This is a genomic window from Marichromatium sp. AB32 (assembly GCF_003718675.1).
GTDB classification, from domain to species: domain Bacteria; phylum Pseudomonadota; class Gammaproteobacteria; order Chromatiales; family Chromatiaceae; genus Marichromatium; species Marichromatium gracile.
This window is the reverse complement of the sequence record NZ_RHFJ01000028.1, coordinates 1-22,247: the sequence shown is the minus strand read 5'-3', so window position 1 is coordinate 22,247 and position 22,247 is coordinate 1. Positions and strand designations below refer to the sequence as shown.

20 protein-coding genes are annotated in these 22,247 nt (G+C 68.4%); 10 read left to right on the top strand and 10 right to left on the bottom strand.

Translation table 11 applies throughout. The annotated features are described in order from the left end of the window. The first annotated feature begins 72 nt into the window (after positions 1–72). Both EBL85_RS10065 and EBL85_RS10060 read left to right on the top strand, forming a co-directional pair. Positions 73–969 (top strand): hypothetical protein, encoded by an 897-nt coding sequence (locus tag EBL85_RS10065; protein WP_123139367.1) that lies wholly within the window; start codon positions 73–75, stop codon positions 967–969. Continuing rightward, positions 966–1,283 carry a BolA family protein gene (locus EBL85_RS10060; protein WP_123139368.1) on the top strand — a complete coding sequence of 106 codons (318 nt, stop codon included), beginning with the start codon at positions 966–968 and terminating at the stop codon, positions 1,281–1,283. Before EBL85_RS10065 ends, EBL85_RS10060 begins: the two co-directional genes overlap by 4 nt. 16 nt (positions 1,284–1,299) lie before the next feature. On the opposite strand, the gene EBL85_RS10055 is transcribed toward EBL85_RS10060, so the two are convergent. Further along, positions 1,300–2,637: a sodium:alanine symporter family protein gene (locus tag EBL85_RS10055; protein ID WP_123139369.1), complete on the bottom strand. Its 1,338-nt coding sequence runs from the start codon at positions 2,635–2,637 to the stop codon at positions 1,300–1,302. Between the two features lie 210 nt (positions 2,638–2,847). On the opposite strand from EBL85_RS10055, the gene EBL85_RS10050 reads away from it, so the two are divergent. The 3 genes from EBL85_RS10050 (at position 2,848) to EBL85_RS10040 (ending at position 4,794) form a co-directional block, all read left to right on the top strand. Beyond that, the gene (locus EBL85_RS10050) at positions 2,848–3,522 is read left to right on the top strand and encodes an inner membrane-spanning protein YciB (protein ID WP_123139370.1); all 675 of its coding nucleotides are present in this window, start codon (positions 2,848–2,850) and stop codon (positions 3,520–3,522) included. Position 3,523: 1 nt separating this feature from the next. Continuing rightward, positions 3,524–3,835 (top strand): YciI family protein, encoded by a 312-nt coding sequence (locus EBL85_RS10045; RefSeq protein WP_123142842.1) that lies wholly within the window; start codon positions 3,524–3,526, stop codon positions 3,833–3,835. A 122-nt stretch (positions 3,836–3,957) separates the two neighbouring features. After that, complete coding sequence (locus tag EBL85_RS10040) at positions 3,958–4,794, top strand: peptidylprolyl isomerase (protein ID WP_123139372.1); 837 nt, start codon at positions 3,958–3,960, stop codon at positions 4,792–4,794. 46 nt (positions 4,795–4,840) lie between these two features. Here EBL85_RS10040 and EBL85_RS10035 read toward each other — a convergent pair whose 3' ends face one another. From EBL85_RS10035 to EBL85_RS10000, 9 genes are all read right to left on the bottom strand, one after another. Continuing rightward, on the bottom strand, positions 4,841–5,623 hold the full coding sequence (locus EBL85_RS10035) for a carbonic anhydrase (protein ID WP_123142841.1): 783 nt from the start codon (positions 5,621–5,623) through the stop codon (positions 4,841–4,843). Between the two features lie 4 nt (positions 5,624–5,627). Next, positions 5,628–5,900, bottom strand: a complete 273-nt coding sequence (locus EBL85_RS10030) for a segregation and condensation protein A (protein WP_123139374.1) — start codon at positions 5,898–5,900, stop codon at positions 5,628–5,630. A gap of 363 nt (positions 5,901–6,263) precedes the next feature. Beyond that, the gene (locus EBL85_RS17080) at positions 6,264–7,778 is read right to left on the bottom strand and encodes a P-loop ATPase, Sll1717 family (protein WP_148040530.1); all 1,515 of its coding nucleotides are present in this window, start codon (positions 7,776–7,778) and stop codon (positions 6,264–6,266) included. Between the two features lie 102 nt (positions 7,779–7,880). Continuing rightward, positions 7,881–10,148 carry an NAD-dependent DNA ligase LigA gene (ligA, locus tag EBL85_RS10025; protein WP_123142840.1) on the bottom strand — a complete coding sequence of 756 codons (2,268 nt, stop codon included), beginning with the start codon at positions 10,146–10,148 and terminating at the stop codon, positions 7,881–7,883. Beyond that, positions 10,145–10,870, bottom strand: a complete 726-nt coding sequence (locus tag EBL85_RS10020; RefSeq protein WP_123142839.1) for a cell division protein ZipA C-terminal FtsZ-binding domain-containing protein — start codon at positions 10,868–10,870, stop codon at positions 10,145–10,147. Before EBL85_RS10020 ends, ligA begins: the two co-directional genes overlap by 4 nt. A gap of 342 nt (positions 10,871–11,212) precedes the next feature. After that, entirely contained in the window at positions 11,213–14,704 is a 3,492-nt protein-coding gene (gene smc, locus EBL85_RS10015; protein WP_123142838.1) for a chromosome segregation protein SMC, read from the bottom strand. 92 nt (positions 14,705–14,796) lie between these two features. Then, positions 14,797–15,630 carry a penicillin-insensitive murein endopeptidase gene (mepA, locus tag EBL85_RS10010; RefSeq protein WP_123142837.1) on the bottom strand — a complete coding sequence of 278 codons (834 nt, stop codon included), beginning with the start codon at positions 15,628–15,630 and terminating at the stop codon, positions 14,797–14,799. Between the two features lie 43 nt (positions 15,631–15,673). Further along, positions 15,674–17,467, bottom strand: a complete 1,794-nt coding sequence (locus EBL85_RS10005; protein ID WP_123142836.1) for an SLC13 family permease — start codon at positions 17,465–17,467, stop codon at positions 15,674–15,676. 13 nt (positions 17,468–17,480) lie between these two features. Beyond that, complete coding sequence (locus EBL85_RS10000) at positions 17,481–18,068, bottom strand: hypothetical protein (protein WP_123142835.1); 588 nt, start codon at positions 18,066–18,068, stop codon at positions 17,481–17,483. 84 nt (positions 18,069–18,152) lie between these two features. On the opposite strand from EBL85_RS10000, the gene EBL85_RS09995 reads away from it, so the two are divergent. The 5 genes from EBL85_RS09995 (at position 18,153) to EBL85_RS09975 (ending at position 22,237) form a co-directional block, all read left to right on the top strand. Further along, on the top strand, positions 18,153–18,830 hold the full coding sequence (locus tag EBL85_RS09995; RefSeq protein ID WP_123142834.1) for a Fe2+-dependent dioxygenase: 678 nt from the start codon (positions 18,153–18,155) through the stop codon (positions 18,828–18,830). A gap of 180 nt (positions 18,831–19,010) precedes the next feature. Continuing rightward, positions 19,011–19,550, top strand: coding sequence for a glycine cleavage system protein R (locus tag EBL85_RS09990; RefSeq protein WP_005222440.1), 540 nt, complete (start codon positions 19,011–19,013; stop codon positions 19,548–19,550). 81 nt (positions 19,551–19,631) lie between these two features. Further along, positions 19,632–20,102: a peroxiredoxin gene (locus EBL85_RS09985; RefSeq protein ID WP_123142833.1), complete on the top strand. Its 471-nt coding sequence runs from the start codon at positions 19,632–19,634 to the stop codon at positions 20,100–20,102. A 224-nt stretch (positions 20,103–20,326) separates the two neighbouring features. Further along, on the top strand, positions 20,327–21,745 hold the full coding sequence (locus EBL85_RS09980) for a PhoH family protein (protein WP_123142832.1): 1,419 nt from the start codon (positions 20,327–20,329) through the stop codon (positions 21,743–21,745). A gap of 72 nt (positions 21,746–21,817) precedes the next feature. Then, complete coding sequence (locus tag EBL85_RS09975; RefSeq protein ID WP_123139384.1) at positions 21,818–22,237, top strand: DsrE family protein; 420 nt, start codon at positions 21,818–21,820, stop codon at positions 22,235–22,237. Positions 22,238–22,247: the final 10 nt, after the last annotated feature.

Below are 22,247 nucleotides of genomic sequence, written 5' to 3'. Positions count from 1 at the left end.
TATCTCGGCGGCTCAAATGCCCGACGGCTGGAAGGCTGGCTCCCGCCGCGACCAAGCGGCTATCATCCGTACATGTCCAGTCTGCGCGAACGCATGGCCGAGCACGGGTTCGAGTCGAACGACGACTACGAATTCGAGATCCGCTGTCTGCTCGAGAGCAGGCCGCGCGGGCTGCGCGCGCTCAATGTCGCCGGCGACGGTGGCCGACGCAAGAGCGCCTTCGCCAACGCCCTGGCCCGGGCACTGGGGATGGACCAGATCGTCTATCACGACTTCACCGACGCCCATCCTCCCCAGCCCGAGGTGATCCTGCCACCGAGCCGCGACGAACTCGGTCGCGAGGAACCGCCGATCGCGCCCCTGGACCTTGCCGTCAGCGAGGCCTGCGCGCAGAGCGAGGGTGAACCGACGGTGCTCATCCTCGACCAGCTCCAGGCCGCCGACTTCCGCGAACACATCCGCATCCATCGCCTGGTGCGCGAGTGCCGTTGGCAGGTACGCGACGCCCCCTACGACGCCAACCGGCATCATCTGCTGGTGTTCCTGATCTCGGAGCAGGCGCTCTATCACGCCCTGCACAAGGAGAGCTACCGGGTCTGGGTCGGACGCGACACCACGCTGCGCGACTGGGATCCGCGCGAGTTCGGGCTCGATACTCGTGCCCGGGGGCTGTTCACCGCGCTCGCCGAGCTGTTCCATACCCTCGGTCAGGCGCCCACCCGCAGCGAACTCGAACACCTCATCGAGGACCTGCGCCACCAGATCCACACCCGCGAGCACCTGCGCCGCGCGCTCTATGGCCGGGTCGAGGGCATCGACCACGCCGCGCTCGCCGATCCGCGTCACGACCCCGCGCTCGATCAGGTCCTGGCGACCATGCAACAGTCACTGCGCTGGACCGAGCACATCGAGATCACCGGCGGCGCAGCGCCGCCGATCCAATCGAACCAAGGGAGAGATGAGCAATGAACCGACGGACCCGCATCGAGCGCCGCATCCGCGAGGCATTCGACCCCATGCACCTCGACGTGGTCGACGAGAGCTACATGCACGCCGTCGCCCCCGACGCCGAGTCGCACTTCAAGCTGCTGGTGGTCAGCGAGGGCTTCTCCGGACAGCCGCTGATCGAGCGTCACCGAGCCATCAACAGCCTGCTCGCCGACGAGTTCGAGCAGGGCCTGCACGCACTCAGTCAGCACACCTGGACCCCGGAGGAATGGCACGAGAAGGGCGGCGCCGCACCGCAGTCGCCGCCCTGCCAGGGCGGCTCCGGCGCCGCCTGACCCCGGGAGCCCGACCTCAGGCGCGGGCGAAGTGCTCGCGCGTCAGCCGGAACACCACCGGGCTGAGCAGCACCAGCGCCAGCAGGTTGGGCAGCGCCATCATCGCGTTGAGGGTGTCGGCCACCAGCCACACGAACTCCAGCTTGACCATCGCGCCGACCGGGATCGCCGCCACCCACACCAACCGGAACGGCAGGATCGCGCGCACCCCGAACAGATACTCGACACAACGCTCGCCGTAGACGCTCCAGCCGAGGATGGTGGTAAAGGCGAACAGCGCCAGACCCAGCGCCACCACATAACCGCCGACCCCGGGCAGACCGGCGCCGAAGGCCGCGGTCGAGAGGCTGGCGCCGGTCTCACCACTGGTCCAGGCGCCGGTGACCATGATCACCAGCCCGGTGATGGTGCAGATGATCAGGGTGTCGATGAAGGTGCCGAGCATGGCGATGGTGCCCTGCTGCACGGGGTTGTCGTTCTTCGCCGCGGCGTGCGCGATCGGCGCGCTGCCGAGCCCGGCCTCGTTGGAAAAGACGCCGCGTGCCACCCCCATCTGGATGCCCATCATCACGGTCGCGCCGGCGAACCCGCCGACCGCGGCGGTGGGCGAGAAGGCATACTCGACGATCTGCACCACCGCACCGGGCAGCGCCTCGGCATTGAGCCCGAGCACCACCAGCCCGCCGAGCACATAGGCGATCGCCATGAAGGGCACCAGCTTGCCGGCGACCTGGGCGATCCAGCGGATACCGCCGATCAGCACCAACCCGACCAACAGCGCCATCACCCCGCCGACCCAGGCCTTGGGCAGCGCGAACTTGGAGTTGAGCGCGTCGGCCACCGAGTTGGCCTGCACCATGTTGCCGATACCGAACCCGGCCATGGCACCAAACACGGCAAAGGCCGCGCCCAGCCACAACCAGCGCCGCCCGAGACCGTTCTTGATGTAGTACATCGGACCGCCGACATGGTTGCCCTTGGCGTCGACCTCGCGGTACTTCACCGCCAGCACGCCCTCGGCATACTTGGTCGCCATGCCCACCAGTGCGGTGCACCACATCCAGAACAGCGCCCCGGGACCGCCGATCGCGATCGCCGTGCCGACACCGGCGATGTTGCCGGTCCCGACGGTTGCCGACAGCGAGGTCATCAGCGCGTTGAACGGGGTGATGTCCCCCTCGCCACGCCCACGCCGTCCCGACCACAGCATGCGAAAGCCGTAGCCGAGCCGGAGCCAGGGCATCAGCCGCAGGCCGAGCAGCAGGAACAGCCCGGTGCCGAGGATCAACACCAGCATCGGCGGCCCCCAGACCCAGCCGTTGAGCACCCCGATCCATGTCGTCATGGATTCCATCCACACCTCCTCTCGAATCAAAGCCTTCAGGACGAGCGGGCACTATACAGCGCCCGCCCCTGTTGATTACAACGCCGGCGCGGCCCCATTTACCGCGACCGGCCCTTGCCCGTATGCTCTTGAAGAGGAGTCGGGTGCCGCCGGAGCGGTCGCGCGACCATCCGGCGCCGGGCACGGACCAGAGGCCAACGAAGGACACCACCACACACCATGAAACTGCTGATCGACTTTTTCCCCATCCTGCTGTTCTTCGTCGCCTACAAGCTCGCCGGCATCTATGTCGCCACCACGGTGGCGATCCTCGCCGCGGCGCTGCAGCTCGGCTGGACCTGGTGGCGCCAGCGCCGGGTCGAGACCATGCACCTGGTCACCCTGGGGCTGCTGGTGGTGTTCGGCGGCATGACCCTCGCCCTGCGCGACCCGATCTTCGTGATGTGGAAGCCGACCATCGTCAACTGGCTGTTCGCCGCGGCCTTCCTCGCCAGCCAACTGGTCGGCCAACGCACCCTGGTCGAGCGCACCATGGGGCACGCGGTCAGCGTCGAACCGATGGTGTGGCGCCGGCTCAACCTGATGTGGGTCGTCTTCTTCCTGGTGCTCGGACTGACCAACCTGTTCGTGGTCTATGTCGCCAGCGGCTTCTTCGCCGCCCATCAAACGCTGCTCGCCGGCAGCGGGCTTGCCAGTGTCGACCTCAGCAGCTGCGCCGCCCAGTTCCAGGGCGAGCTGCTCGCGCTCTGCACCAGCGCCCAGGCCAGCGAGGAGATCTGGGTCAACTTCAAGCTGTTCGGTATGATGGGGATGACCCTGGTCTTCGTGCTGCTCCAGGCGTTCTATCTCGCCCGTCACATCGAAGACGAACCCCGCCCGCAGGAGGCCGACTGACGTGCTCTATGCCATCATCGCCGTCGATACCCCGGAGAGCCTCGAACGCCGCCTCAAGGCCCGCCCCGCGCACCTCGAGCGACTGCGTGAACTGCACGACGCCGGGCGCCTGGTGCTCGCCGGTCCGCACCCGGCGATCGACGCCGCCGACCCCGGCAGCGCCGGCTTCACCGGCTCGCTGGTGGTCGCCGAATTCCCCGATCTCGACGCCGCCCGTGCCTGGGCCGAGGCCGACCCCTATCGCGCCGCCGGTGTCTACGCCGAGGTCGAGGTACGCCCCTTCAAGCAGGTCTTTCCGCCCACGGCGGGTTGAACGCCAAGGAACCGACGTCGCCGTCCGGGGTCGCAGAAAGCGCCGAACGCGGATTCGTCGACAGGTCGCCCCGTGAGCGATCCGGCACCTGCCCATTCACCCCAACCCACGGAAGTTTCACCATGAAGAGATCCACCCTCTCGCTCCTGGTCTGCGCACTGCTCGCCGCCGGACCGGGTAGCGCGCTGGCCGAGCCCGACGCCGACACCGTCATCGCCACCGTCAACGGTGTCGAGTACCCGCTCGACCTCTTCCGGCTGTTCTATGTGGAACGGCTGCAGCAGAACCCCGAGGCCGACACCCAGGCGGTGCAGCAGCGCGCCTTCGACGAGTTCATGAACCTGGTGGTGGCCTCCCAGGAGGCCGAGCGGCGTGACCTCGACGACAGTCGCGAGGTCGCCATGGCACTTGAACTGCAGCGCATGAAGGTGCTCTCCAGCGCCGCGCTCGGCGCCATGGCCGAGGACATCGAGCCGACCGACAAGGCGCTCAAGGAGGCCTACGACCAGGTCGTCGAGCGTGCCGCCCGCACCGAATACAAGGCCCGTCACATCCTGGTCAAGGACGAGGCGACGGCCAAGAAGCTGATCAAGCAACTCGACAAGGGCGCCGACTTCGCCGAACTGGCCAAGGAGCACTCGCTCGGCCCGACCGGCAAGAACGGCGGCGAACTCGACTGGTTCGACGCCGGGCAGATGGTCGCCCCCTTCGCCGAGGCGGTCGCCGAGATGAAGCCCGGCAGCCACTCCGAGAAGCCGGTGCAGACCCAGTTCGGCTGGCACGTCATCGAACTGCAGGAAACCCGCAAGGCCGAGCCGCCGAGCTTCGAGGATGCCAAGCCGCAGCTCAGCGCCATGCTCAAGCGTCGCGCGCTCGGCGAGCAGCTCACCGAGATGCGTGACGGCGCCATGGTCGAGCTCAACGAGGAGATCGTCACGGTCACGCCCAAGGAGGATTGACCCGAGTCCCCGCGTCCCGGCGGGACGCGGGACACCCCCGCCCGGTTCAGTAGCGCGGCAGCGCCAGCACCTCGCGCCCGTTGCGCGGCTGAACCGGGCGGGCATTCTCGCCGATCACGGCACGCAGCCGTTGCAGCTGCCGCACCCCCACCTCGAGCGGCTCACCGAACACCAGCCACAGCGCCGACTCGCGGCACGGCGGCTGGGTGAGCGAACCGTGATAGCGGAAATAGCCGCGATCGAGCGGCAGCAGGAAGAGCGGATTGACCCCGATCTGACGATGACGTGTGCGTTCGCCCGGGCGCGCCGGCAGATGATCGAGGATACGCTCGAAGATGCGATTGTCGCGCTCGGCGGCGCGCAGGCCCACCGCCACCACCGCATGACCACCCTGACGATCATGATGCACCAGCTGCAGCTCGGCATCGTAACGCTCGCCCTCGATGCGGTGCTCGCCAGGGACATGGAAGTCGACGTAGGAGAGATCGTAGGCGCTGCCCCGGATGACCAGCGCGCTCCCCGGCGGCGTGAGCAGTCGGATCCCCCGCCCGGTGTTGACCAGCTCGAGCAGGTGCGAGCGATAGCGAAACAGCAGCGGCGTGTAGACGATGCGGCGCGCACCACGGATATCGATCGGCGACTGCGAACGCCCCTCGGCGCAGGTGGCGAAGGACGGATCCAACTCCCCCCAGTGCTCCGGGCCGGCGTCGCCGACATAGTCCCAGGGCGGATCGACCGGGAAACTCAGGCCGTCATCGCCCACCGCGCCGCCGCCCCACAGCGCCGCCAGCACGGCCAGCCCGACCGCGCACCGGTATTGGCTCCTCACCGGCTCAGTCCTTGCGCGACCTGAGGCTGTCGATCGGCACCACCTGCGCCGCGCCGGGCTGATCGGCATAGACCGGACGCTCGCCGCCGCGCCCGTCGCGCTCGGCGAGCAGACGCTCGCGCTCGGCGATCATGCCGAGACAGCGACGCACGTCGTCGATGGTGGAGGCCGAGAGAGGATGGCGCATCCCCTGCGGCGGAGTGAGATCACGCACGATCGCGGTCAGCGTCTTGCGCATGGTGATCAGGATCTGCTGCTCGGGGGACAGTTCGCTCATGATCGATCCCTGCGGTGAGGGCGGCATGCCGCCGTGAAACCCCGCGGGCGAGACCGCCAGCCCGCGCCCCAATCTTGCATCAGCCGCCGCCGCCGGGCAATGGGGGAAGGGGCGACAGTCGCCAGCTACCAGCGATCAGCCCCCAGCTGCCAGTGGGCGTGCACACCGGCGTCAGCGGCGACAGACGAGCCCGCCCACCAACTGGTGACTGGCGGGCAGAGCCTCCCCTGCTCGTCTCGATCGTCTTTACCGCTGTCGTCGAGTACCAGCTTCCACACGAAAACTGGTCGCTAAAGCGCCCGGGCTCACAGGCGGCAAACGCGGAGCGCAGCGGAGAGTTTGGCGTCCTTGTGTAGCCCATTGTTAGCCTTTCTTCCCACTTCGCCAGGATCGTTCTTTTTGCAGTGCAATTAAGTACGAGCGAAAAGCGGGATGAACCTCCCACCTAGCTCTCTGTAGCTCATTCCACCGGGACGGCTGAACCAAATGCGGATCATCAAGGAACCCAATATGGCGATAATTATCAGTTTTCCTACTATCAGGAACACGAGCGTTCAGGAATCCGGACTCGTGAAGCAGTGAAAGAAGTAACAACGCGTCATCATCGTCTTCGGGCTTTACGACGCGAGCACCAATTTTTAGCGAGAAACGGCTAGGAACACTGCGCAGATGCTGACGAACGGTCTCGAAATCACTTTCAAAATCAACATCAGAAAATGATCGAACGACATCCAAAAATCCAGGGCAGTCAAAGCCCATTTCAATTGCAAGATCCTCGGCTCGTTCCTTTGAGTAAGTTTCCATAGCCGTCTCGGCATCCGCCGACCCGATATGGTCGGAGTTGCGAGCTTTCGCAGCAGAAGCCAAATGATTCACGAGCTGAATCATATCTCGGGGCCTTTCTCTAGACGACTTAGTTAGGAATTGCTCCCAGCTTCTGCGCTCATCGCTTGTTGGCAAATTCATCCACTCATCGTCAAAGAAATGGCGTATCGGAACTGACCCGTTGAAACGATCTTCCGCTGCAGCAAGTGCGAGCCGCTTCTTCAAGATTGATTTGATCAGTTCTTCAGGTGCACGAAGAAACATCACGAGCGGTCTAAAATGATCGATCTGATCTCTTTGTCCTTTTTCATTGCGAAGAAGGCGCATCCACACTTCTGTTCTCAGCGTTACAACACATTTGATTTTCGGGTTAGTGGAAGTCAGCTTCCGCACGGCCAATAAAAGACCCCATAGACGGTTCAAATGCTGAGGATCATCGAGAGTTGCAACTTGGTCCGTGTCATCGATGAGGATCAAGAAAAGTCTCTTTTCGCTGAACAGGTAGCTCTGAACCACATCAGCCAACCTTTCTGTTGAGAGGCTCTGCTTGGCTAGATCACGAGCAAGATCAGAGGCGTCAATTTGCGCAACTGGCTTCGATAGCTTACTCAATAGTGTAAGCAGCTTTTCCATCCAATCTTCTTCCCGGGCACCACGGGCCACAGATTCTTTGTAAAGCTTTGCGGCACTACCCTTGAGTAATCCTGATAATTTCTGACCTATGGCAGAAGCGACTGCATCCAAAAAGCAATCGTACATACCCCGTTTGATGCTCGATACGTCGCTTACGTTCGCAATACTAGCTAGGTCGAGATCGTCGGGGCGGAGAAAAATAGTGGGGATTTGTTTCTTCTTCGCCGCAGCGAATAGCCATTCAAGAATCGCAGTTTTTCCTACACCCTTGTTTCCAACAAGCACTCGCGGGCTACCTGTTGGGACGGCCAAGACTTCGGGGAGTTGTTCTGGCGCTATGAATATTCTGTCAAGTAAACGTCTATCACCTTCCGTGGTTCCGGTTGGAAAGTATTTTTTTAGGGTGTCCATCTTTGACATGGTAATTGCGCCTTTGCGTATTTTTTTGAGGCTAACGCTTTTTTAAAACGCTCTTTGCGCCCTTTGAGTCTTAGCGGTTCAATTTGCTGGCGGCTGGCGCCCCTACCCAGCGCCGCCGATCAGCGCCTCGAGGCCGGCCTCGTCGAGGACCTCGACGCCGAGATCGCGGGCGCGGGCGAGCTTGGAGCCGGCGGCCTCGCCGGCGAGCAGATAGTCGGTCTTGCCCGAGAGGCTGCCGCTCACCCGCGCGCCCAGCGACTCGACCCACGCCTTGATCTCGGGCCGGGGGCGGCTCAGGGTGCCGGTGATGACCAGGGTCAGACCGGCGAGCGGTCGGGCTTCGGGCTCGACCGGGGCGTCATCGGCCTCCGCCGCGCCCTGCTCCGGCCAGTGCACGCCGACCTCGCGCAAGGCCGCGATCGCCTCGCGATTGTGCGGCTGGGCGAAGAAGGCGACGATGTGCGCCGCGACCACCGGACCGATGCCCTCGATCAGGCTCCGGGTCTCGGCGCGCAGGTCCTCGGCGCCGGCCGCGCGCAGCGCCTCGAGGGTGCCGAAGTGCTCGATCAGCGTCTCGGCGCGAGGCCGGGTCAGACCGCGTACGCCGAGACCGAGCAGCCAGTCGACCGGCCTCGTCCCCGGGGCTGGATCGGCGGACTCGGCCAGGGCCGCGGCCAGGGCCGCGGCGGTCACCGGACCGATCCCGCGCACCCCGCGCCGCTGCACGAAGTCGCCCTCGCGCGCCGCCATCAGCGCGTCCAGCGAACCGAAGCCACGCGCCAGCGCGCGCGCCGTGCTCTCGCCGACCTCGCGGATGCCGAGCGCATAGACGAAGCGGGCGAGATCGGTCGAGCGGGCGCGATCGAGCGCGGCGATCAGGTTCGCCGCCGATTTCTCGCCCATGCGTTCGAGCCCGGCGAGCCGTGCCTGATCGAGCCGGAACAGATCGGCCGGTCCGTGCACCAGCTCGCGCTCGACGAGCTGATCGATCAGCTTGTCGCCCAGCCCCTCGATGTCGAGCGCGCGACGCGAGGCGAAGTGCTTGAGCGCCTCCTTGCGCTGCGCCGGGCAATAGAGCCCGCCGGAGCAGCGCGCCACCGCCTCGCCCTCGGGACGGACGACATCGGCCCCGCACACCGGGCAGTGTGCGGGCAGCGCCACCGCCTCGGCGTCCGCGGGACGACGCTCGACCAGCACCCGCACCACCTCGGGGATGACATCCCCGGCGCGCCGCACATAGACGGTGTCACCGATGCGCACGTCCTTGCGCACCACCTCGTCCATGTTGTGCAGGGTCGCGTTGGCGACCGTGACCCCGCCGACCTGGACCGGGGCGAGCCGCGCCACCGGGGTGACGGCGCCGGTGCGCCCGACCTGGAACTCGACCGCCTCGACCCGGGTGAGCGCCTCCTGGGCCGGATACTTGAAGGCGATCGCCCAGCGCGGCGCGCGGGCGACGAAGCCGAGGGAGGCCTGATCGGCCAGCGCGTCGACCTTGAACACCACCCCGTCGATGTCATAGGGCAGCTGTTCGCGCAGCGCGCCGATGCGGCGCTGGTAGGCATCGCAGCCGTCCAGCCCGCGCACCCGTTCGAGCTGCGGCGAGAGCGGCAGTCCCCAATCGCGCAGTGCCTGCAGCATCTGATACTGGGTCGCGCACGCCGGCCCGCCCTCGACCGCGCCGAAGCCGTAGCAGACGAAGGCCAACGGTCGGGTCGCGGTGACCGCGGGGTCGAGCTGGCGGAGGCTGCCGGCGGCGGCGTTGCGCGGATTGGCGAAGGTGCGCTGATCGCTCTCGCGCATCCGCGCGTTGAGCCGGACGAAGCCTGCGGTCGGCAGCACGATCTCGCCGCGCACCTCGAGCAGGTGCGGCCAGTCGGCACCGCGCAGCCGTAGCGGCACGCTGCGCACGGTCCGCACCTGGGCGGTGACGTCCTCGCCCCGGCGACCGTCGCCGCGGGTGGCGGCACGGCTCAGCACCCCGTCCTCATAGGTGAGATTGATCGCCAGCCCGTCGAGCTTGGGCTCGGCGACGAAGTCGACTGCCTCGCGCCCGAGCGCCCTGCCTACCCGGGTGGCGAAGGCGGCCAGCTCCTCGGTGCTCTTGGCGTTGTCGAGCGAGAGCATCGGCAACCGGTGCTCGACCTCGGCGAAGGCCGCCAGCGGCTCGGCGCCGACACGCTGGGTCGGTGAGTCGGGGCTGACCAGCTCGGGGTATTCGGCCTCGAGCGCCTGCAGCTCGCGCAACAGACGATCGTACGCGTCGTCCGGGATCTCCGGATCGTCGAGCACGTAATAGCGATAGTTGTGGTGGAGCAGTTCGGCGCGCAGCGCCTCGGCGCGGGCGCGCGCCGAATCGGGCGGGTTCAATTCAGGGTCACTCCGGCCCACAGGCGCTCGTTCTCACGGACTGCGCGGCGCATCTCTTCTTCTTTCTTGATCGACAGCGGTCTGCGGTGATCGTCGTGGACCTCGCCGTCGAGCATGGTGGCGAGCTTGCGGGCGGTGGCGATCATCTCGTCGAACACCGCCATATCCTCCGGCTCACCCTCGAGCTGGGCGAACAGCAACAGCCCGGGGGTGGAGAAGGTCTCCATCTCATCGAAAGGGAAGATACCGGGTTTGACCATGTTGGCCATGCTGAAGGCGTAACGCGGCTCGCCGTCGAGAGTATCGGTGTAGTGGAAGATCTCCATCTCGCCGGGGTGCAGGCCACAGGTCTCGGCCACGTCCATCAGCGCCTCGCCGGTGAAGGGCCGTTCGTCCGGGGCGACCACGCTCACCTGCAGCAACAAGGGCGCAGGCGGCTCGAGCGCCTGCTGGTGCGCGGCCTCGAGCGCGTCATCGAAGTCCTCGGGGGCGTCCTCTCGCGCCTCACGATGACGGGGATCGCGCGGCTCGTCACCGGCATCGAAGTCGCCGAGCGCCGGCTCGCGCTTGGCGCGGGTCGAGGCGCGCGCGGGCCCGGCGTCGTCATCGTCATCGGGACCGGCGGGGTCCTCGAGCTCGTGACCACGCTCCCAGAGATAGAGGGCAAGGATCAGGATGGCCCCCACGACCAACAGAATCAGGCGAAGCGTATCGGCGTCCATTCGGCTCTCGGTTGCTGCACGGGTGACGGGATCTCGCCCCGCGCAGAGGCGCGGGATTCCAGCGGACGGCCATGGCGCGACTCGGCCCCAGGCCCGCGTTTTCGTGCGCATGAGTATAACAATGCCAAGGCCCGGCGCTGTAGAGGGGCAGCGCCGCGCGAGCGCGATCAGTAACGGTGAACCGCAAAGACACAAAGGGCGCAAAGGATGAACAAAGTGATCAGCTACCAGCAAGCAGCCACCAGCGGGGATTGGCGCCAGTGCTGAAGCGGTAAGCATGGACTTTTCTTTGCGTCCTTCGCGCCTTGGCGGTTCAATCCCTTGGTCGCTGGTCGCTCGCTCTCACACCGCCGCCAGGCGCACCGCCTCGTCGACGTCGACGGCGACCAGGCGCGAGACGCCGGGCTCGTGCATGGTGACGCCGAGCAGGTGGTCGGCGATCTCCATGGTCACCTTGTTGTGGCTGATGAAGATGAACTGCACCCGGTCGGACATCGAGCGCACCAGCTCGCAGAAGCGCCCGACGTTGGCGTCGTCGAGCGGGGCGTCGACCTCGTCGAGCATGCAGAAGGGCGCCGGGTTCAACTCGAAGATGGCGAACACCAGGGCCACCGCGGTGAGCGCCTTCTCGCCGCCGGAGAGCAGATGGATGCTGGAGTTGCGCTTGCCCGGCGGGCGCGCCATCACGCTCACCCCGGTCTCCAGCAGGTCGTCGTCGGTCAGCTCCAGATAGGCGTGACCGCCGCCGAACAGCCGCGGGAAGATGGCCTGGAAGCCGCTGTTGACCTGCTCGTAGGTCGCCTTGAAGCGGGTGCGGGTCTCGCGGTCGATCTTGCGGATCGCCTGCTCCAGGGTCTCGAGCGAGTCGGAGATGTCGGCGTGCTGGGCGTCGAGGTAGGTCTTGCGCTGCGACTGTTCCTTGAACTCGTCGATGGCGGCGAGGTTGATCGCGCCGAGTCGCTGGATGCGATTGCCGGTCTGGGTCAGGCGTTGCTGCCAGACCTCCTCGGTGGCCTCGGGGTCGAGACCCTCGAGCAGCGCCGGGGCGTTGGCGGCGGACTCGGCGAGCTGCTCCTCCAGGGTGCGCTGGCGTACCAACCGCTCCTGTCGCGCCAGGCGCAGCGCATCCAAGCCCTGATGGGCGCCGGCGAGCAGCTGTTCGAGACGCTGGCGTTCCTGTTCGAGCGCGCGCTGCTCGGCCTCGAGGGTCTCGACCCGGGCACGCGCCTCGCCCAGCCGGGCCTCGACCTCGAGGCGCAGTTCGAGCTGCTCCTCCAGCCGCTCGCGCTGCTCGGCGAGCGGCTCGACCCCCGCCTCCAGGCTGTCGAGCAGGGTCTCGCGCCGCTCGGCGAGCTGGGCGCCGCGCTCCTCGGCGCGGTCCAGGCTGTGACGGGTGGCGGTCTGCGCGGTGCGGTTGGACTCGACCCGCACCCGTAGCGTCTGCGCCTGTTCGCGACAGCCTCGCTCGCGCTCGCGCCCCTCGGCGACCACCGCGCGCAGCCGCTCGCGTTCGCCGTCGAGCGACTCGCGCCGCTCGGCCAGGGCGTCGACCTCGGCGAGCAGGTCGTGCAAGCGCTCGCGCCGGTCCTCCATCTCCAGCAGCGCCTCGGCGCGCTGCTCCTCGAGCTCGGTCCGCTCCTCGGCGAGCGCCTGCAGACGGGCACGCTGGTGCTCGTCACGGGTGCGCAGCCCGGCCAGCTCGGAGCGCAGCGTGGAGAGCTCGCGCTGGTACTCGGCGAGGGTGGCGGCGCTCGCAGCACGCGCCTGCTCGGCCTCGGCGCACGCGGCGCGACGCTGCTCGTCGTCCTCGAGCAGCGCCTGCTCGCGCGCCGCCAGATCATCGAGCCGCTGCTCGAGACCGCGGATCGCCTCGGCGCGTGCCAGCACGCCGTCGTCGCCGCTCGGCGGCGCGCACCACCAGTCGCGACCGACGCGCAGCCCCTCGCGGGTCACCCAGTACGCGCCGGCGGCAAGCCCGGCGCGATCGGCGAGCGCCTGCTCCAGGTCCTCGGCGGCCCATGCCCCGGCGAGCAGCGCGGTCAGCGGGCCGCCGCCGCGCACCCGCGCCGCCAGGGCATGGGCCGGCGCGGGCTCGGGGGCGGCGGCGGTGTCGAACAACATCATCCCCGGCGGGATCGATTCGGGGCGCGCGAGCAGGCGCTGCGGCTGGGCGCAACCGAGCGCGCCGAGACGCTCGCCGAGCACGCACTCGATCGCCCGCTCCCAGCCCGGCTCGACCGTCAGCCCGTCGAGCAGACGGGGCGCGTCCTCCAGCCCGGCCTCGGCGAGCCACTGCGCGCGCGCGCCGTCGGCCTCGGCCAGCGCCGCCTCCTGCAGCGCCTGCAGGGAGGCGTGACGCCCCTTGGTCTGCTGCAGCTCGGTGCGGACCTGATCGAGTTCGGCGGCGAGCGCGCGCAGCGCCCGATCGTGCTCGGCGAGCGTCTCGGCGTGGGTGTGCTGGCGCTGCTCGAAGTCGTCGATCCGCGCCAGAGAGACCTCTTCCTGTTCCTCCAGCACCTCGATGCGCTCGTGGACGTCGGCCGAGCGCAGCCGCGAGACCTCCTCCTCGATCCGGCGCAGCCGCTCGCGATCGCGTTCGATCCGCTGCTCGATGGCATTGATCTGCGCGCGCTCGACCTGCGCCTGCTCGGCCGGCTGCGCCGCCTCGCGGTTGAAGCGGTCCCACTCCGCCTCCCACACCCGCAGTTGCTCCTCGGCGGTCATCACCGACCCGGCGACCTCGGCGAGCGCTTGCTCGGCGCGGGCCAGCTCGGGCTCGTCGGCGGCGAGCGCCTGCTCCAGCTCGACCAGACGGGCGCGATCGCGTTCGAGATGACGCACCGCGTCGCCCTGTTCCTGGTCGAGCCGCGCCAGCTCGGACTCGGTGCGCGCGCGCGCCTGGCTGGCGAACTCGATCGCCTGCTCGGTGCGGGCGATCTCGGCGCCCACCGCGTAGAACTGCTCCTGGACCCTGTTGAAGACCTCGCCGGCCTCGGCGCGCGCCGCGCGACGCTGCTCGAGCGCGGACTCGACCCGGCGCTGCTCGGCGAGATGGCCCTCGGCGCCGGTCTCGGCCTCGGCGATGCGCCGATCGTCGGTGGCGATCTCGGTGGCCAGCGCGCGCCAGCGCAACGCCTTGAGTTCGAGCCCGAGCTGGCGTTCATCGGCCTTGAGCCGGGTGTACTTCTCGGCGGTGGCGGCCTGGCGTTCGAGGTGTTCGAGCTGCTTGCCGACCTCCTCGCGCAGGTCGTCGAGCCGCTCCAGGTTCTCGCGGGTGTGGCGCATCCGGTTCTCGGTCTCGCGGCGGCGCTCCTTGTACTTGGAGATGCCGGCGGCCTCCTCGAGGAACAGACGCAGGTCCTCGGGGCGGGCCTCGATGATCCGCGAGATCATCCCCTGCTCGATGATGGCGTAGGAGCGCGGCCCCAGACCGGTGCCGAGAAAGAGGTCCTGGATGTCGCGCCGACGACAGCGCGCACCGTTGAGGAAGTAGGTCGACTGGCCGTCGCGGGTGACCTGACGCTTGACCGAGATCTGCGCGAAGCGCGCGTACTCGCCGCCGGCGCGACCATCGCTGTTGTCGAACACCAGCTCGATGCTCGCCGTGCCCACCGGCTTGCGCCCGGTGCTGCCGTTGAAGATGACGTCGGCCATCGACTCGCCGCGCAGCATCTTCGCCGAGCTCTCGCCCATCACCCAGCGCACCGCGTCGATCACGTTGGACTTGCCACAGCCGTTGGGGCCGACCACCCCGACGAGGTTGCTGGGGAAGGCGACGCTGGTGGGGTCGACGAAGGACTTGAAGCCGGCGAGTTTGATCTTTTCGAGACGCATGCGAGAAACATACCGGAAGCCATGCAACGGGTACAGCGAAACGCGCCGAGCCCGCATGGCCAGCGGGCTGGCGCGTCATCGGGCGGACCGGTTCAGGGGGCGCGCAACAACCGCGCGCAGGCCGCCGGCGGGGTCGGCTCGACGGCGCGCCCTCCGCCGCCCGGGCTGCGCGCCTCGGCGCTGAACCACCAGTCGAGTTCGGCGCCACAGCCCGGCCCCGCCGGGATCGGGGACTGCGGCTCGCAGGCCGGGCTGTCCTCCGGGCAGGCCAGACGCACGTGCGTGTGGGCGTCGTGTCCCCACCACGGGCGTACCTTGCGCAGCCAGTCGCCGGCGCCACCGGTGGCGTCACAGAGCGCGCGCTTGATCGCCGGGTTGACGAACAGACGGTCGACCTCGGGGCGGCGCGCCGCCCACTCGATGAGAAAGCGCGCATCCTCGCCCCAGCGCCCGTTGACCCGATCGCCGCCGACCAGACTCGGCGGGTCGCCCTCGTCGAGTAGCGCTCGCGCATCGGTCGGCGACGCCGCCAGGGTCAGCCACAGGTCGACGTCGAGCCCGTGCTGGTGGCTGCGATGACCGCCGGACATCCGCCCGCCGCGCGGCTGTGAGAGATCACCGACCATCACCAGCCGCTCGTCGCGCGCCTGCTGCGCCCGGCCGAGCGCCTCGATCAGCGCGAGCAGACGCGGATGGCCGTAGTAGCGACCACGCCAACGGCGTACGTCGAGATAACCGACCCCGCTCGCGGGCAGTGCCACGGCACCGGCGAGACAGCCATTGGCCGGGGCGCCGATGACCTGCGCCGGACCGGCGCTCGGGCGCTCGACCCCGGGCCAGGGGTTGGCGACGGCGACGGCGCCCCAGCCCAGAGACAGCGACAACAGCAACAGGGGACGCAACGGGCGAGAGCACAAGGGCGACATCCGGACCTCCGGGCCAGTGACGGGACGATGCCCCGAGCTTAACTCAGGGCCGGAAGGGCCACACCAACGGCGTCAGCGCGACGGTCACCACGCCCACCAGCAGGGTCAGCGGCACCCCGGCGCGGACGAAGTCGCCGAAGCGGTAGCCGCCGACGTTGAACACCATCAGGTTGGTCTGATAGCCGATCGGGGTGGCGAAGCTCGCCGAGGCGGCGATCATCAGCGTCAGCACGAAGGGCTCGAGCGCCACCCCCATGGTGCGCGCGGTCTCGACCGCGATCGGGAACACCAGCACCGCGGCGACGTTGTTGGTGGCCAGCGAGGTGAGCAGCGCGGTGGCGACGAACACCAGACCCAGCGCCGACCACGGCTGGCCGTCGGCGAGCCCGATCAGACCGCCGGCGAGCAGCGCCGCGGCGCCGGTCTTCTCCAGCGCCGCGCCGATGCCGAAGGATGTGGCGATCACCACCAGCACCTGCCAGTCGGGCGCGCGCCGGGCGATGCGCCCGCTGGTGCAGCCGGTGAGGATCATGCTGCCGGCGGCCAGCAGCGCCGCCTCGAGCATGCTCAGCCAGCCGAACGCGACCACCGCCACCATCGCCAGCACGATGGCGATGGCCAGTGGGGCGCGACCGTGCTCGAGCGGGTGCGAGTCGCCGATCTGGCTCACCAGCAGGAAGTCGCGGACGTTGCGTTGGCGCTCGACGAAGTCCGGACGCGTTTCCAGCAGCAGGGTGTCGCCGGGGGCGAGGACGATGTCGCCGATCTTGCCGCGCACCCGTCGGCCGTTGCGCGAGAGCGCGATGATCACCGCGTCGTAGCGGTTGCGAAAGCGCCCGTCGCGCACGCTCAGTCCGATCAGCGGCGACTTGTCGGAGAGTACCGCCTCGACGAAGCAACGCCCGGGGCGCGGCAGGTCGAGCTTGAACACCTGGTCGGTGGCGGGGATCAGCCCGCGGGTGCGCTGCAGCTCCATCATCGAGTCGATCACCCCGACGAACACCAGCCGATCGCCGGCCTGGAGCACCGCCTGCGGGGAGACGGCGGGCAACACCTGGGCGCCGCGCTCGATCTCGACCAGGAACAGCCCCGGGAGCTGACGCAGCCCGGCGGCCTCGATCGAGCGCCCGACCAGCGCACTGCCCGGCTCGACCAGCATCTCGGCGACGTACTCGCGCAGGTCGCCGTAGCCGGCCGCCGGGGGCTGGCGGCGCGGCAGCAGCCAGTCGCCGGCGAGCAGCAGGAAGCCGAGGGTGACCAGGGTCACCGGCAGACCGATCCACAGCGGCTCGAACAACCCCAGCCCGGCGCCGCCCTGGTGCTCGATATAGAGCCCGTTGACCACCAGATTGGTACTGGTGCCGATCAGGGTGCAGGTCCCACCGACGATCCCGGCATAGGACAGCGGAATCAGCAACCGCGACAGCTCCAGACGATGACGTCTGGCCCAGTCCTGCACCGCGGGGATGAAGATCGCCACCACCGGGGTGTTGTTGAGCAGCGCACTGAGCGCGGCCACCGGCGCCATCAGCCGCACCCGCGCCGCGCGCGGTCCGCGCGGGCGGCCGAGCAGGCGCGGGCCGAGCCAGCCGATGGCGCCGGTCTCGGCCAGCCCGCTGACCACCACGTAGAGCACCCCGACGGTGAGCATGCCGGGGTTGGCGAAACCGGCCAGGGCCTCCTCGGCGGTGAGCACCCCGCTGACCAGCAGCAGGGTCAGCGCGCCACTGGTGACGATGTCGGGGGCGACCCGGGTGAAGGCGAACAACACGAAGCAGCAGGCCACCATCGCCAGACTGAACCAGCCCTGCCAGTCGAGTTGCGTCAACGCCTCCATGCCCGCCTCGCGCTCAGTCGGCGCGCCCCCGCTGCAGCGCCTCATAGCGCGCCTTGAAGGCCGCCTCGCGCAGCCGCGCCGCCTCCGCCTCGGCGCCGCACAGCGGACCGTCGCGCCAGGCGCCGCTGGCGTGGTCGAACACCGAGAAGCGATAGCCGCGACCGACCTTGAACACCGCCGTGACCTCCTCGCCGGCGCGTGCCAGCGCCGCGAGCTTGTCGAGCCCGAGCGCCGGGGTGGCGGTCTCGACATCGACGACGGGCGCGGCATCAGGCGCGACGACGAGATTGAAACGATGGTCGTGGATCTCGCCATCGACGGCGAGCGCCACGGATTCGAGTTCGGGCAGGCGATCGAGCAGATAGCCGGCCATCAGCAGCCCGAGCCGGGTGTTGCCGTCCTCGATCGCGGTGAGCAGCTTGTCGGCGACGATCCGGCAGCGCTGCTCGCGATCCGGGTGCTCGACCCAGGTGCGTCCGAGCTGCCAGCCACGGTCCATGTCGCGATCGAGTTGGGCGAAGAACGCCGCCGCCTGTTCGAGCAGCGCCTCGGGCACCTCGAGTCGATGGGTCCGGTCATCGATGCTGACCTGCAGGATCATGTCGCCGCCTCCCTCGTGTCTCGACCAATCCGATCGCCCCGGGCGCGGGGCGACCATCACCGAGATCCCGACCAAGGAGATCCCATGTTGCAGATCATCCCCCAGCTACTCGGCCCGGCTCAACTCGACAAGGTCCACGCCACGCTGGCCGAACTGCCGGCGGTCGCGGGCACCCGCAGCGCCGGGCGCAGCGCGGCACGGGTCAAGCACAACCAGGAGCTGCAACCCGACCCCGAGCGGATGCAGCGACTCGCGCGCATCATCATGTCGGCGCTCGGCCATCACCCGGTGTTCCGCGCCGCCGCCCTGCCCGAGCGGGTCGCCGACCCGATCTTCGCCCGCTACCGCCCGGGGATGCACTACGGCGAGCACGTCGACGAGCCGATCATGGGCGGGGCCGGGGGACGGATGCGCAGCGACCTGGCGCTGACCCTGTGGCTCAGCCCGGCGGACGACTACGACGGCGGCGAACTGGTGATCCGTACCAGCTTCGGCGAGCAGCGGGTGCGGGGCGAGGCCGGCGACGCGGTGCTCTACCCCGCCTCCAGCCTCCACCAGGTCGCCCCGGTGACCCGGGGCGAGCGGCTGGTGGCGGTGACCTGGATCCAGAGCCTGGTGCGCGACCCGGCCCGCCGCGAGCTGCTCTACGAACTCGGCCAGGCCCGCGGGACCCTGCTCGAGCGCGCCCCCGACGACCCCGCCGCCCAGCGGGTCGACCGCAGCTATGTCAACCTGCTGCGGATGTGGGCCGAGCCGGGGTGAGGGAGATTCGAGCCATCAGCCATCAGCCGCCAGCCGCCAGCCGCCAGCCAAAGTAGCCGACCCTTCCCCACTGACGACTGGTAGCTGGTAGCTGGCGGCCGAAAGCCGCCGATAGGGGTGCGCAGACACGCCATGCTACACTCAGCGTTGTCTCCTCAACCCTCCACCTTCGGCAAGGACATGACCAGGCAGAAGACCTACCTCGTGATCTCGGCGCTCGGCGAAGACCACCCCGGTATCGTCGATCAGATCTCCCGGACCGTGCTCGAGCACGGCTGCAATATCGAGGACAGCCGGATGAGCGTCCTGGGTGGCGAGTTCGCCGCCATGCTGCTGGTCGAAGGAAAATGGAACACCCTCGCCAAGATCGAGAACGCGCTGCCCGAGCTCGAGCGCCAGCTCGGCATGACCATCGTCTCCAAGCGCACCGGCCAGCGTAACGCCGGGGCCAACCTGCTGCCCTACGCGGTCGACGTGGTGTCGATGGATCATCCGGGGATCGTCAACAACCTCGCCGCCTTCTTCGCCGAGCGCCGGATCAACATCGAGGACATGGCCACCAGCACCTATGCCGCGGCCCATACCGGCACCCCGATGTTCTCGGTGCATATCGCCGTGGGCATCCCCGCCGACATCCATATCGCCGGCCTGCGCGACGAGTTCATGGACTACTGCGACGGACTCAACCTCGACGCGGTGCTCGAGCCGCTCAAGAGCTGAGTCGACGGCGATGCCCGCTTCCAATCCGGCGACGGCGACCGCACATCGGCGGATGAGCCATCGCTACAGGGAGCAAGACGCATGAGCATTGCCATCGGTGACCCGGTCCCCGACCTCGAGCTGACCGCCACCGGCGACCAGCGGATCCGGCTGACCGACTATCGTGGCCGCAACCTGGTGCTCTACTTCTACCCTAGGGCGAGTACCCCGGGCTGCACCCAGGAGGGGCTGGACTTCACCGCCGCCCACGCCGACTTCGGCGCCGCCGACACCCTCATCCTCGGCGTCTCGCGCGACGGTCTGCGCGCGCAGCAGAACTTCAAGACCAAGCAATCCTTCCCCTTCGAGCTGATCGCCGACACCGACGAGCAGCTCTGCCGCGCCTTCGACGTGATCAAGCTCAAGACGCTCTACGGTCGCGAGAGCCTCGGTATCGAACGCAGCACCTTCCTCATCGACGCCACCGGCACCCTGGTGCGGGAGTGGCGCAAGGTGAAGGTCAAGGGGCACGTCGACGAGGTACTTGAAGCGGCCAGGGGCCTGGCCCAGTAGCAGGCGGAGAGGGCGCGCCATCGCATCATGTCCCGCCACGCCCGCCGCAGGCCCCTCGCCTCCCCCCATCCTCACCCCGCCGGACGGACCTCCAGGGTACCGCCGGGCACGACCCCGACCGGTCGCACCCGGCCCTCGAGGCCCGCCACGCGGGCGTCCGCAACGGCGCGACCGACGCAGCCCTGCGCGCCAGGCCACGCCCCAACCGCTCCCTGCAGACCGTCATGATCAAACGCGAAAACGACACCACCTGTCTGTTCGTCCTCGACACCAACGTGCTGATGCACGATCCGAGCGCACTGTTCCGCTTCCAGGAGCACGACCTCTTCCTGCCGATGGTGGTGCTCGAGGAACTCGACCGCGGCAAGAAGGGCATGTCCGAGGTCGCGCGCAACGTGCGCCAGGTCAGCCGCTTCCTCGACCAGCTGATGGCCGGGGCGGACAAGACCGAGATCGACGCCGGACTGGCGCTCGGCCCGCTCGCCGGCAACGGCGGCGGGCTCGAGGCGGCCAGTGGCCGGCTCTATTTCCAGACCACGGCCTTCGAACTCGACCTGCCCGAGGCGCTCCCCGGCACCGTCGCCGACAACCAGATCCTCGGCATCGCCCAGGTGCTCAGCCGCGAGCGCCCGGACCGCCAGGTGATCGTGGTCTCCAAGGACATCAATCTGCGTATCAAGGCGGCGGTCCTCGGCATCGTCGCCGAGGACTACAGCAACGACCGCGTGCTCGACGACGCCGAGCTGCTCTACAGCGGTCACGACGAGCTGCCCGCCGACTTCTGGGAGCGACACCAGAAGGCGGTCGACGCCTGGCAGGAGGATGGCCACACCTTCTACCGCGTCTCCGGACCCGACATCGCCGACTGGTACCCGGCGCAGTGTCTCTCGCTCGATCGGGACGACGGCTTCGAGGCGATCGTGCGCGACAAACCCGCCGAGACCGAGGCGGTGATCGAGCTGGTCGAGGACCATCGGGTGACGCGCCACAACGTCTGGGGCATCACCGCACGCAACCGCGAGCAGAACTTCGCGCTCAACATGCTGATGGACCCCGAGCTCGACTTCGTCACCCTGCTCGGCACCGCCGGCACCGGCAAGACGCTGCTGGCGCTCGCCGCCGGGCTGGCGCAGGTGCTCGACCAGAACCGCTATCGCGAGATCATCATGACCCGGGTGACGGTCCCGGTGGGCGAGGACATCGGCTTCCTGCCCGGCACCGAGGAGGAGAAGATGACGCCCTGGATGGGCGCGCTGATGGACAACCTGGAGGTGCTCACCCGCCCCGAGGGCGGCGGCGACTGGGGGCGCGAGGCAACCAACGACCTGCTGCGCAACCGCATCCGCATCAGCTCGCTGAACTTCATGCGCGGGCGCACCTTCCTCGACAAGTACATCATCCTCGACGAGGCGCAGAACCTCACCGCCAAGCAGATGAAGACCCTGATCACCCGCGCCGGTCCCGGCACCAAGGTGGTCTGTCTCGGCAACATCGGTCAGATCGACACCCCCTACTTGACCGAGACCACCTCGGGCCTGACCTATGTGGTGGACCGCTTCAAGCACTGGGAGCACGGCGGGCACATCACCCTGATGCGCGGCGAGCGCTCGCGTCTGGCCGACTTCGCCTCGCAGACACTGTGACCCCTGCCGGCGGACCCCAGGGTCCGCCCCTCCCGGTGCACAACCGACACCCCGCACCGGGAGGAGCCAACCATGCACGCCCGCGCCACCCTCGCGCTGCTGTCCGCGCTCATCGCCCCCGCCGCACTCGCCGAGCAACCCCCGCTCGACGTCGTTTATCACGTCTCCGAGACCGCCAAGGTCGCCTTCGTGCTCAACAACATCCAGAACCACATCGACGGCGCCGGCGGGCCCGAGCGGCTCAACGTGGTGCTGGTCGCCCACGGCCCGGCGATCCGCGCGCTCGACCAGATCGAGACCACCGACCGCATCCGCGACGCCACCGAGAGGCTGCGCGCGCAGGGCGTCGCCCTGGAGATCTGCGGCAACACCCTCAAGGGCTACGGCTATGCGCTGGAGGACCTGGTGCCCGGCTTCAGCATCGTCGAACAGGGCGGGGTGACCCGGATCGCCGAGCTGCAGTCGCGCGGCTATGTCTATCTGCGACCCTGAACGACGAGAT